The following is a 13,364-nucleotide window of genomic DNA, read 5'->3' as shown; positions in this document are numbered from 1 at the left end:
TAGCTTTGGTAAAATTTACCTTTATTGAGTTAACCAAGAACAGGTCTTAATGACACTTCCCATCGCAGCTATTCAACCCGAGTTTATAGCCACTATAAGTAAAAATCATGTAGTTGTCAGCGCTGCTACGGGGTCGGGCAAATCTACCTGTTTACCATTGTGGGCTCGCGCACAAGGACGAGTACTGGTAATAGAGCCTCGTCGAATTGCTTGTACTTCTTTGGCTGAATACTTAGCGCAACAAGCAAACACTCAACTGGGTGAGCAAATTGGATATGCCATTCGTTTTGAACATCATTTTGATGAACACACACAAGTTGTTTTTGCCACCCCAGGGGTTGCACTTCGTTGGTACTTTGACAATCAACTGAGCGATTTCAATGTCGTTATGCTCGATGAATTTCATGAGCGTCGCTGGGATATGGACTTGTTACTTGCACTACTTAAGCAACAAAACCTTCGACTCATTGTTACCTCCGCGACGTTAAATACCCAACCCTTGCTGCGTTATTTAAATGCCTGTGCGTTGTATTCAGAAGGTAAAATGTACCCTGTCAAAGAGCTATTTATGGCCGATGACAGCCGTACTATGCCTAATAAACATGATTTGCCTGAACGCGTAAAAATGGCATGTGAGCAAGCAATCATAAACACCTGCGGCGATATTTTAGTGTTTTTACCCGGAAAAGGAGAAATTCAGACGGTTGCGTCAACATTAAACCAACTACCAGTATTAATCGTACGTTTATACGGTGGATGCAGTGCATCAGAACAGCAACTAGCATTGAATGTACAAAATATCCAAAGGGTGATATTAGCAACCAATGTCGCAGAAACGTCTTTGACTATACCCAACGTCAGCTGCGTGATTGATTCAGGGCTTGAACGGCGCACACACCTAAGAGGCGGTAAAACCGTCCTGAGTTTAGAGGCTATTGCCAAAGATTCTGCTAAGCAACGATTAGGCCGGGCTGGACGCACACAACAGGGTATTTGCATTCGTTTATATGGTGAACATGCCCCCCTTATTGTAACAACCCCACCTGAAATTCATCGAGAAAGTCTCACTGAACTGGTACTAGCAGCGGGGTGTTCAAGTAATGGAGTTGATAGTTTAGAGTTTATTGAAGCACTACCAGAAACCTCAAAAACAGCAGCTCTAAGTAAGTTAATAAAAATTGCTGCCATAGATGAGCAACAACAAGCCACTGAACTTGGTAAAGCGCTCTATCCACTCCCAGTTGATGCCGAACTGGCCTATATAATTAATGCCATGCCCAGTAAATCGTTACAACAAGCGATGGTTGACGCAGTTGCAGTACTCAGTGTGCCTGCTCGCGTTTATCAGCTGCCCAGCAATACCGAGCGCAAAGAAGAGCTGAATAAACAACTTCCGAATCATTGCGACTTAGAGCTGGCAATTGCCTTGGTACGTGAACAACTGAGTTGTGTTGATTTCGACCATGATGCAATGCGAGAAGCCAAGCAATTTAGCGACCAGCTGCGCCTTGCTTTTGACCTACCAGAGCGCAAACATGCCGCAAGCTATGACAGAACTAAGCTAGTGCAAGCAATCGCAACAGCAAAACCCGACTGGGTATTTGTAAAGCGTAATAATCGCAGAGGCGCATTTGGTAATGGCGACAGTGAAGTGATACCAGCAAAAGAAACTCGCATCAAAGACAATTGCGAAGCGATGTTGGTCATCGACACATACGCATTAGCGGGCAAAGGCACAAAACAAGCCATGACACTTGCCACTGTCAATGCACCGATTACCTTACAAATGGTGGCACAACTTAATTTAGGACAACAGCAAATCTTAGGTGCCACTGTAGATGACGGCCAAATTATGGTGAGATGTGTACAAACTTTTGCTGGTCGACACCTTAATGAACAGCTTATAAAAGCCAGTGGCAATATTTTGATTGATGCTTGTGTAAACTTGATTTTAAGTGACAAATTACTCGTACCAGCAGGTGAGCAAATTACCCAGTCGCTTGCTCAGCATCAGCTGTATTATCAAGCTCACAACACGCCTTGTGAAATAATTTCACCAAAACAATATTTACACGATAAACTCGGAGAAATTGGACTGTGTGAACAAGATGATATTGCACTGATTGAACCACAAGACCTATTCTACCAACAGCTTGAAACTTGGCAGCTTGAGCCGTTTATCGAAAAGCACCCACTGCATGTAAAGCTCAACGATTTATTAATGCAAGTTGAGTACTCATTTACCGCCAAACGTATTTTATTAAATTACGTCAGTGGTAATCGCAAGGAAGCCCCAAAAAAATGGGAGATTCCCGCTTGGCCTGGCTTTAAAATACGATACAAAAAAGCCAGTAAAGTAGTTGATGTAAAGTAACAATATCAAAACGTTCACCAGTTCTTCATGAGTGTACTTCACTGCACGCTTTGCGCTAACAGAACACAATTGAGTTAATTTTTACGTTTTCGTGCTTTTTTTTAATAAATGTATTCAAAAAAGGCACGCCAACCGAACAGCCTAACTAATTTTTATTGCCAAGTTATTACGTGTGATTGTATAATGCCCGCCCAATCGAATAGCAGCTTTTGCTGGCCTTTCATTTTTGTAATTAGCCTTATAAAGAATTTAATAGCAGTCTCCCACAGGGGGTTGCGTTTTTTCACGCGCGTATTTTACATCATGAAGCTTATATTAACTGCATTCAACGGTTGGCGTTTCCCGCGTAGCAAGATTCCTCGCGGCGAGTCACATCGTCATAACCGAAACACACGAGATTTAAAAATTTTAACCGTTTCTGAGGAACAAATATGAGCACCACAGTACGTAACTTAAACCCAATTGCAGGCGCATTAGCAGTAGCACTGGCAAATTTTTCTGCAGCGTCAGTAATGGCAGCAGAGGCACAAGTTGAGAAATCAAAAATTGAAGCCATTACTGTAACGGCAACCAAACGCTCGCAAGTTATTTATGAAGTACCCATTGCTATGAGTGCATTCTCAGGTGATGACCTTGAATCACAAGGTATCTCAGACATTACTGATGTGGGTAAATTTGTTCCTAATTTAAATATCACTGGCTTTTCAGCAGGTCACAATTCTTCAGCTAACCCGTTCATTCGTGGTATAGGTCTGCAAGATCATTTGATCACCACAGACCCTGGCGTAAGCGTATATGTAGATGGCGTATATTTAGGCCGCCAAGTAGGCCAAAATTGGAACCTAGCTAACATTGAGCGTATTGAAGTATTACGTGGTCCACAAGGCACACTTTACGGTCGTAACTCAATTGGTGGCGCGATTAACATCATTACTAAGCAGCCAGATCAAGACGCGGTGACTAAAGTAAGCACTGAAGTAGGCACTCGTGGTCGTCTAAAAGGCAGTATTTTCACAAACCAAGCTGTTAGCGAAGACTTAGCCTTTAACTTTAATATGGGCTTTAACCGTCGTGGTGGGTTGGGTGAATTCGTAAATTTACCAAATGCAGAGTATGACGTAGGTGAAAACCAAGAGTTTCATGGTCGTGTTTCAATCAAATACAATGCCAGCGAAGATTTACGCCTTGTATTTACTGCCGATGCAAACGATGGTGAAGGCGGTACTCGCCCTTACACCACGTTGATTGACGAAATGCCAAACGGCCGTTTATATAAAAATGGCCTACGCAATACAGATACCACAATAGACCCATACGATAACGCTACTAGCACGATGGAAACGTCAACCGTTTCAAACAAAGCCAATGGTGTTTCATTCACAGCTGAATACGATATTACAGCTGATTATGGGACTAAATTCATCTTCTCTAAACGCTCATCTGAGTACAAGGCAGGCCTTGATGATGACAGTACAGCAGCAGCGCTTGATCACTACCCTGAGCGTGGTAGGGCAGATCAAACCTCAGTTGAGTTACAACTGACAGGCTATTTAGGCCGTGCTGATTTTGTCACTGGCGTTTACTGGTTTAATGAAGAAGGTAGCAACCGTCAAGATGCATCAGAAGCAAGCTTTGATGGTGGCCCAACCAAGCTAGAGCTTGACCAAGAAACCACAAGCCGCGCAGTATTTGTAAATGTAGGTTATGACGCCACTGATGACCTTCGTATCTCTGGTGGTGTGCGTTATACCGAAGATGACAAATCAGCGTCTACTAATGTATTCGATCCTGTTGGCACTATTTACTCAAGCCGTGAGTGGGATGAAATTTCTTGGGAACTTGCCGCCAACTACACCTTTGAGAGTGGCTTAAATTGGTATACTACCGTACAGACGGGTTATCAATCAGGTCAGTACCCTGCCCGCCCTTACTTTTTAATTGGTCAGTTCTTTGGTGCCGGTGGTTTTGATAAGCAAGAAGAAGCCGCTGCAGCGGTTCGTGCTAATAATGCCTTTTTGGCCAGCGACAACATCAGTGCAATCAACTATGAAACCGGCTTTAAGGGCCAGCTAACAGATGATTTCAGCATGAGCGTGGCGTTTTTCAATACCGAGTATGATGACTTACCTTATCAAGTTAACGTGGTAACTGACGCAGGTTTTGATACTAACAACTTGATTGTTGAGCAAACCTCGCGCGGTGTTGAGTTTGAAAGCACCTATTATGTAACGGACCGTTTCACTGTGCACTCAAGCTTTGGCTTTATGGATGTAGACGTGCAAGAACAAAATGGGGTTAAGCCAGTCGCACCGCTTACACCTGAGTGGACCGCATCAATCAGCCCTTCTTATGAATTTGAGTTAAGCAATGGCGCAGCGGTTACAGCACGCATGGATATTTCTTATCGTGATGGCATGTATGGTGAACCGAGTTCAGACCCACGCCGTATGACGCAAATTGATGACCGTACCACCACTAATTTTGATATCTCATATGCACCAGTGAATGCCAACTGGGATATCTCATTATATGGTCGTAATATATTTGATGAGCGCTATGATGATGCACGCATAAACACAGGTGACTACATTTTAGTTATCAAGAGCAACGACGCCAGCGAGTTTGGTGTACGCTATCGCGCTACATTCTAATTACTCTCTTTAAGCTTACCTAAGGTTTTGTTTAAATTAAAAAGGCCATAATTTGAAATTATGGCCTTTTCTAAACTATCGCTTAGAATCTATAACTTATATTTACGAAAGCTCTTCGACCCCATGGATCATAAATAGCAGAGTCTACACCTGCCCCACCAACGTATTCTGGTAATATTTTATCAAATACATTACGAATACCCACTTCTAGGCTTAATTTATTTAGTCCTGAATATCGAGCAGAAACATCATGATATGTCATACTTGGAGCATAAGCGTATTGCCTATCTTCTTCATTATCACCTAATTGTTTCCCTTGCGAGTTAACACCTTCACGTAAGTCAATAATGGCAGATCTGTCTATAAACCTGCTACTCCATGTTACATTTATATCATCCAATTTATAGCTAGCCCTGAACGTAGCTTGCCATGTTGGGTCACCCATCTGTCCATCTTCTCGGTCTCTGACATCTGGTCTATTTTGAAATTCAAATGAATCGTAATCCAACACATGATTAACAAACAAATTCAGTTTTACTTGACCAGGTAATGAAAGATCAGCTAAATCAAATTTATAGTTAATATCGGCCTCTACACCAGAGAGTGCTAATTTAGCGGTATTAAGGTAGCCTGACTCTACAAACGTGATAGAGTTATTACTTGGATCACGCCTTATTTGACCACAAAATTGTGGGTCTAGCTCTGGACCATCTACACAATTATTAGCAACTGTTTGAGGTTCAATAGACTGAATAGCATCTGTAATTTCAATATCGTAGTAATCAATACTAAAAGATAAGTCTTCAAACGCAGTTGCAACAAAACCGATTGTAAATGAGGTTGACTCTTCTGGTGTAAGGTTTGGATTACCACCCAAAATTACCCGCTTACTCGCATTATCTTGTCCAACATGATCTGCAGGAATACCCAATGCTGCGCAATTTGCAGCTCTGTTAGGGTTGTTAGCAAGTCGCGTGTTATCACATGGATCCCAAACACGTGCAAAGTCAGGACTACGCGGAGAAAATGCTTCAGTCACATTCGGGGCCCTTACCGCCTCACTGTATGTACCACGCAAGCTATAACCTTCAAACGGAGACCACATAAAGCCAACTTTCCATGCATCTACTTCACCTGCATGAGAATAATCAGCTCGACGAAATGCACCATCTAGGCTTAGTTCATGAGCAAGAAACGCATCTGAAAGTAAAGGTAAGTTAACTTCTACGAACCACTCTGACACATCATACTGACCGTATGTATCAGGTGTTGCTACTTCATTCAGTGCACCAGATTTAGTTAACTCATCCGTTATAGAGCCTGAAGACTCCCAACGTTTTTCATAACCTAATGCCATGCCCATTGCACCACCGGGCAACTCAAACCACTCCATACTATCAAATGAGATAGAGCCACCAAAATACCTTTGCTTTATTGTATCTTCTCTAGTGACATTGGCACTAATCCAAGCCTTTGCTTCATCAGATGCTTGATCATAACCAAATGGGTTGTAAGGTACACAGTTATTAACATCGACAGTAGCAGGATTTGAATAACCTTCACCTTGTTTCGACGCAACATTAGAGCGACAATCTGCCAGACCTGTTTCTGGATCGATCACAGTATCTAACGCAGCAACCCAGTTTCCTATAATAAGATCATTTGCTTGTACACGATCATTCTCAGTACGACCATAAGAATAATAAACATCATAATCAAATAATGTATCACTGAGCGTAAAGTCTCCTGCAATACCAGATACTAGTCTAAAAGTTTCTCGCTTATTGCGGGCTTCTCGGTTGCCTATTTCATCAAAAAATTTATTGATTGTAACCACTTGCATATCTTTATCTGCAAAGTAGTCTACTGCCTCGTCAGGTACATAAGGGTTTTCAAGTAGGTTAACGGTATCACCTTCACCAAAACGATATGCAGGTTGAGCTTGCTGAAAAATATCAGAGCGGACAAATTTTACATCAGAATAAAACTTAACATTATCGCTCAGTTGATAGTTAAAAAAGGAGCCGACGGAGACTTTATCACGCTCAGGCAAAAAGTTTTCATAACGAGTGGTCGAAAAACACAACTCACACCCATCTGGGAAGCTACCAAATGCAGCTGAGTTAGATAATCCCCTTACTGGCATTAACTGACCATTGCCAGCATTATCAAATGTATAATTAGACCCAATAAAATCTAAAACACTGGTTTGGCTTATCCATTCAGAAAGGATATTTGGCGCCCATATTCTATCAACAATACCATCGTCTTCCCCCGTATCTGCAGGGTTTGCAACATAGCTGCTTTCACTATAATGGGGCATATCACGTTCCATCACCTCATTAACCGTGTCTTTGGTTATGTATACTGTTGCATTACCTTTGCCATCAGAGGTAGAAACACCACCAACAAGGCTAAACGTTTTGCTTTGATTTCCAACACCGTGAAGTGAATCACTAAAGCTTGCCTTAAGTTCAAGGCCCTCAAAATCATCACGAGTAATGATGTTAACAACCCCTGATACTGCATCTGAACCATAAATAGCCGATGCACCGCCCGTGATTACCTCAACACGCTTAATCATTGCCGTCGGAATTGTTGAAAGGTCGACCACTGCAGAACCTTGTTGACCAGCAACATGTCGCTTACCGTTAACAAGTACCAGTGTTCTATCGGTTCCTAAACGACGTAAGTCAATTGAGCTTGACCCTGCATTTTCACTACTACCGGTGTTTGCTCGAAGCGTTCCTGTCGCGCCGATTGCAGGTAATTCAGCAAGAACAGATGCAAGATCTGGGATCCCAGCCTGTTCAATTTGCTCACTTGTTATAGTGATTGTTGGTGATGGTTGCGATAGCTCATAACGGGCAATTCTTGAGCCAGTTACCTGAATTTTTTCGAGCTCTTGTGATGGTTGTTTCTGTTCTTCTGCTAATACTGAGCCCGACAAAGCCGTAGCAATTAGACAATAAGTTTGCATTGCGCTAGCAATTTTATTTTTAGCAAACATTGTGTTATCCCTTTTGTTTGAATTATTTATTATCCGTAGGATGTAACAAGAGTTGTATCAAAATGTTTCACACCCTCAGTTCCTATATTTACAACATTAACTACCAACACAAAAATAATTGAGATATATTTTTTTACCAATTAAAACAAAAATGTATCTATTTTTTTACAAAACTCAAATTAAATCGTTACTCTAAGCCAATAATGTATGTAACACACACTTTAGTAATTACTCAACCAAGGTTGTCAAATAGGATTATTCAACTAATTATCATGAACTTAAAGAATTATACTTAATATCAGGGTAACTTTAAAGAGAAGTGGAGACAGGTTTTAAACAACGACAAGTAATTACACTAGTGGCGGCTTTTAAAATTGAACTTATACATAAAATCGCAAATGATAAAATTAACGATACAATGTGTAATACCAATTTCATTAAAACAATTGATCTTTTTAGCGAACTAACAGACTCATTAACTGCGTTAAAAATGACTCTTGTAGAATAACAACATACCGAAATTTTTGCCTAGTTACTAAGCTACTTATCTGTCGTAAAATAGGGTCATTTATTTAATACAATTAGGGCATGTTTACCAGAATATGACGTAAATGCGCCACATAGTATCAATTTTTACCAAAAAATAGTTTTATTTCACAGGCTGTTTATTTACATTGAATACACGTTTGATTTTAAGATATACCTAATAACAGCTGTTGCAGCTCATGAATTTGGTCACGTACTTTAGCCGCTTGCTCAAACTCAAGTTCACGGGCATGATGCATCATCTTAGTTTCAAGCTCACTTATTTGTGCTGCAAGTTGTTTAGGGTCGCTAATCGCTGTTTGGCCTTTACCCAGCTTTTTGTGCATAGTAGTCACAGTGCTTTGTTCGGTTACCTCTTCGCCTATATCCATCACATCGGTGATTTTCTTCACCAGTGCTTGAGGTTCAATACCATGCTCTTGGTTGTATGCATGTTGAATAGTACGGCGTCGGTCAGTTTCATCAATGGCCTTGCGCATTGATTTGGTGATCACATCGCCATACAAAATAGCTTTACCATTTAAATGGCGCGCAGCACGACCTATAGTCTGAATAAGCGCCCGTGCAGAACGTAAAAAACCTTCTTTGTCAGCATCTAAAATAGCGACCAACGACACTTCAGGCATGTCTAAACCTTCACGAAGTAAGTTAATGCCTACTAACACATCAAATACACCCTTGCGTAAATCTCGAATGATCTCTACTCGTTCAACCGTATCTATATCCGAATGTAAATAGCGCACTTTTACATCGTGGTCATTTAAATAATCAGTTAAGTCTTCTGACATTCGCTTGGTAAGCGTGGTGACCAATACGCGTTCTTTTTTCTCGACACGTAGGTATATTTCAGACAATAAATCATCTACTTGAGTTGAAACTGGACGCACTTCAAGTTCAGGGTCGAGCAAACCTGTTGGCCGGATCACCTGCTCTGCCACATCACCATTTGATTTATCCATTTCAAAATCACCAGGCGTGGCTGATACATAAATAGTCTGCGGTGCGATAGCTTCAAATTCATCAAACTTTAAAGGCCGGTTATCCATAGCCGAAGGTAACCTAAAACCATATTCCACTAGGTTCTCTTTGCGACTTCTATCGCCCTTATACATAGCCCCAATTTGTGACACAGTAACGTGTGACTCATCAATGATCATTAACGCTTCATCAGGTAAATAATCAAGTAATGTTGGCGGCGGCTCGCCAGGCGTTCTACCCGACAAATAACGACTATAGTTTTCAATGCCAGAGCAATAACCCAGTTCAGTCATCATTTCAATATCATACTGCGTGCGTTGAGCAACCCGCTGTTCTTCAACCAGTTTATTGTTATCAAGTAACTGTGCACGACGTGACTTTAGTTCGACTTTGATATTCTCAATGGCACCTAGAATTTTTTCGCGTGGCGTTACATAGTGAGTTTTTGGATAAATCGTAGCACGAATTAAATGTTTCTCAACCGCGCCCGTGAGCGGGTCAAACATACTGATACGCTCAATTTCATCATCAAACATTTCAACACGAATAGCGTAAGAGTCTGACTCTGCAGGAAAAACATCAATTACCTCACCACGCACTCTATAAGTGCCTCGGCTAAAGTCCATATCATTTCGAGTATACTGCAACTCCGCTAAGCGTCGGAGCATATCGCGTTGATCAACGCTATCACCCACTTTAAGTAACAACATCATTTTCATGTATGAGTCAGGGTCACCCAAACCATAAATAGCTGATACCGATGCTACAATAATCGTGTCTCTGCGCTCCAGTAATGCCTTAGTTGCTGATAACCGCATTTGCTCGATATGCTCATTAATTGACGCATCTTTTTCTATAAAGGTGTCGCTGGCAACCACATAAGCTTCTGGCTGGTAGTAATCGTAATAAGATACAAAGTACTCCACCGCATTATCAGGAAAGAACTCTTTCATTTCTCCATAAAGCTGCGCTGCTAGCGTTTTATTATGTGCCATAATGATGGTTGGGCGGTTCAAGTTACTAATAATATTGGCCATGGTAAACGTTTTACCAGTACCCGTTGCACCTAATAATGTTTGATGCGCCAGTCCTGCCTCTAAGCCATCACATAACTGTGCAATTGCGGTAGGTTGATCGCCACTTGGAGAAAACGGTGATACTAATTTAAATTCATCATTCATCTTGCATACTCCTTCAATGATGCGTTTTGCATTCTCGCTAGGCTACTATTAAACCACTTATACGCAACTAACGCCGTTACCAAATTACCAACTGCGGCGCCGATAAATAGACCAGTCAGATCTCCAAGTAAAGCGCCCAAATAGGCAAAGGGCACATAAAAAACAAACAATCTTACTACACTCAATGCTAGTGCATTCATAGGCTTATGCAACGCATTATATGACGAATTAGTTAAAATAATAATGCCTTGTAGCCCGTAACCCAGCGGCATGATATAGATAAACAGTTCTATTACACGCACAACTTCAGGCTCATTACCAAAAGTACGACTGATCAGACCTGAAAATACCAACAATAAAAGATAAATAAAGAGCTGCCACAACATAACAAATTTTAGCGTTTGTTTGTAAGCTTGCTGAACCCTATCATATTTTCCCGCACCGAAGTTTTGGCTAACAAAAGGAGGTAAAGTCATTGATAAAGCCAAAACGACTAAACTTGCTATTGATTCTATACGACTGCCTACACCAAAAGCTGCAACAGCCTCTGGCCCATAACTTGCAACAATGGCAGTCATAACTGCCATAGCCAAAGGGGTTAGCATATTCGCTCCCGCAGCAGGAAAGCCAATCTTGAGTATTTTTCGACTTGCACTAACTACACCTTGCTGATCGCCTTGCAAGCTGAGTAAACGCTTTTTAATTGCTAGCAAATACAAAATGATCACCATAGCAACCGACCATGCTATAACACTTGCTACTGCTGCACCCTTAATACCTAACTCAGGAAATGGTCCAACGCCAAATATCAGAAGAGGGTCAAGAGCCGCATTTATCAAACCTGCAAATCCCATGATAAAACTTGGTGTTTTAGTATCACCGCTGGCACGCAACACTGAGTTACCAATCATCGGTGTAATTAAAAAGACACTGCCTAAAAACCAAATTGAAATGTAATCATAGATATAAGGCATAACTTGATGATTAGCACCTAATAACTTGAAGATAGGGTCAATGAACAAAAAGCCAAGCACCGATAAACAAAATACAAAGACCGCTGATATTAACAGTGCAATCGTCGCATCAAATTTTGCCTCTGCAATATTATTCTCTCCAAGTGCCTTAGCTATCACCGCCGAGGTGCCAATACCAAGTCCTATTGCAAGGCTTATTACCGTAAACGTCACTGGAAAAGTAAAGCTGACAGCAGCCAACTGTTCAGTGCCCAACATACTAATAAAAAACGTGTCTACAATATTAAACATCATTAAGGTGATCATGCCAAAAATCATTGGTATGGTCATTCGTTTCAAAGTAGTGGCGATATCTGCACTTAAGATATCATTGTCTTTATTTGGATTGTGCACAGACGACATATGATGCGTGTTCTCCTATAATAAGCCGGGTATTTTAAATCATCCCAGGCTTTAAACCCAGTCAATTCATCAATCATTTTATCGTTGCTCTTTTTACTTTAAATATGCATAGAACAATGACTTTCGCCTTGAATAGACCGAGTTACTGGCTAAAAGCGCACAAAACCCCTTTAAATGACAAATTAGTTACACCTTTAACACCTAAGCGTATTTTTTTTGCACAACAAAAGGGCGTTTTGGTCATAAAAAGTTCACTTATATCAAAATCTGCGCCAATAAAAAGCGATTTTAATAAGCAATTGATTTTATGGGTAAAAAATAATTTAAGGAAATATATTGAAATGCTCGCAGGGCTCTATTTTCATAGCTTTGACACACTTCTTAAATATTAATAAACAATGTTATCCACAGATTCCGTGGATAAGTCAATAAACACCAATAAAATAAGGCTCTGCAGAGAGATCATTTTCAAGCTGCTAATACTGACAAGTTGATCTCTCATCAAAACTGCTTGCAGCACAACGAAAAACATTATAAAAAAAGCCACCCCCTTTCGTACCTTAAACTACCCCAGTTTATTTAGTTAAACAAAACAAATAATTAACCCTCTGTTTTATATACACTTTAAAATATACACAGATAATCTATGCTGCTTTCATAGGGTGGTAGCACACAACAATCGCGCACCAAGCAAAATTGAGCACAAATTTTACTCTCCTTCTACCTGATCTTTTATCAACGATCTTGTACTCACAATGTAGATCAAAAAGAAAAGTTTATAAAACACCCTATTCGACTAATAATCAACTCAAAAGCTTAATAATCGCACGTTTGATACAAAATTTAGACTATCGACTAAGTTTCACCACTTAAGCAAATACTCTGTCACGAAACCTAATTGCAATAAATTTCAGCAAATCGGGTATAAAAGCAGCGAATAAGACAGTTTTTTAGTTTTATGTCACTTTATTAGTTGACACCTTGCTATGGGGTCATTAATATTTCGCCCCGTTGAGAGATACACGCTTCCCCCTTAGCTCAGTTGGTTAGAGCGACGGACTGTTAATCCGCAGGTCCCCCGTTCGAGTCGGGGAGGGGGAGCCAAGTTTTTCATCATAACGATTCCCCCTTAGCTCAGTTGGTTAGAGCGACGGACTGTTAATCCGCAGGTCCCCCGTTCGAGTCGGGGAGGGGGAGCCAATCGTTAATGTAATCGTTCCCCCTTAGCTCAGTTGGTTAGAGCGACGG

5 protein-coding genes and 2 tRNA genes are annotated in these 13,364 nt (G+C 40.9%); 4 read left to right on the top strand and 3 right to left on the bottom strand.

What is annotated here, in order from left to right:
• The first annotated feature begins 49 nt into the window (after positions 1-49).
• Positions 50-2,374 (top strand): DEAD/DEAH box helicase, encoded by a 2,325-nt coding sequence (locus tag OCI93_RS16630; RefSeq protein ID WP_261626857.1) that lies wholly within the window; start codon positions 50-52, stop codon positions 2,372-2,374.
• Between the two features lie 431 nt (positions 2,375-2,805).
• Positions 2,806-5,025 carry a TonB-dependent receptor gene (locus tag OCI93_RS16625; protein WP_261591782.1) on the top strand — a complete coding sequence of 740 codons (2,220 nt, stop codon included), beginning with the start codon at positions 2,806-2,808 and terminating at the stop codon, positions 5,023-5,025.
• 82 nt (positions 5,026-5,107) lie between these two features.
• Here the strand turns inward: OCI93_RS16625 and OCI93_RS16620 are convergent, their stop codons facing one another.
• The 3 genes from OCI93_RS16620 to OCI93_RS16610 form a co-directional block, all read right to left on the bottom strand.
• The gene (locus OCI93_RS16620; protein WP_261591781.1) at positions 5,108-8,035 is read right to left on the bottom strand and encodes a TonB-dependent receptor domain-containing protein; all 2,928 of its coding nucleotides are present in this window, start codon (positions 8,033-8,035) and stop codon (positions 5,108-5,110) included.
• Between the two features lie 692 nt (positions 8,036-8,727).
• On the bottom strand, positions 8,728-10,740 hold the full coding sequence (gene uvrB / locus OCI93_RS16615; RefSeq protein ID WP_261591780.1) for an excinuclease ABC subunit UvrB: 2,013 nt from the start codon (positions 10,738-10,740) through the stop codon (positions 8,728-8,730).
• Positions 10,737-12,116 (bottom strand): MATE family efflux transporter, encoded by a 1,380-nt coding sequence (locus OCI93_RS16610; protein ID WP_261591779.1) that lies wholly within the window; start codon positions 12,114-12,116, stop codon positions 10,737-10,739. Before OCI93_RS16610 ends, uvrB begins: the two co-directional genes overlap by 4 nt.
• A 1,027-nt stretch (positions 12,117-13,143) precedes the next feature.
• Between OCI93_RS16610 and OCI93_RS16605 the strand changes: the two genes are divergently transcribed.
• Positions 13,144-13,220 (top strand) — tRNA-Asn (locus OCI93_RS16605).
• Positions 13,221-13,239: 19 nt separating this feature from the next.
• Positions 13,240-13,316: transfer RNA gene (locus OCI93_RS16600), tRNA-Asn, on the top strand.
• Positions 13,317-13,364: the final 48 nt, after the last annotated feature.

The sequence above is a fragment of the Pseudoalteromonas holothuriae genome (assembly GCF_945859825.1).
Lineage (GTDB): Bacteria > Pseudomonadota > Gammaproteobacteria > Enterobacterales > Alteromonadaceae > Pseudoalteromonas > Pseudoalteromonas holothuriae.
The sequence above is the reverse complement of the archived record's forward strand: the minus strand, read 5'-3'. Positions and strand labels throughout refer to the sequence as shown.

What these genes read in the sequence shown, in the direction of transcription:
- OCI93_RS16625 (WP_261591782.1), top strand. Translation starts at nt 2,806, where the DNA reads ATGAGCACCACAGTACGTAACTTAAACCCAATTGCAGGCGCATTAGCA.
- OCI93_RS16610 (WP_261591779.1), bottom strand. Translation starts at nt 12,116, where the DNA reads ATGTCGTCTGTGCACAATCCAAATAAAGACAATGATATCTTAAGTGCA.
- OCI93_RS16630 (WP_261626857.1), top strand. Translation starts at nt 50, where the DNA reads ATGACACTTCCCATCGCAGCTATTCAACCCGAGTTTATAGCCACTATA.
- uvrB (WP_261591780.1), bottom strand. Translation starts at nt 10,740, where the DNA reads ATGAATGATGAATTTAAATTAGTATCACCGTTTTCTCCAAGTGGCGAT.
- OCI93_RS16620 (WP_261591781.1), bottom strand. Translation starts at nt 8,035, where the DNA reads ATGTTTGCTAAAAATAAAATTGCTAGCGCAATGCAAACTTATTGTCTA.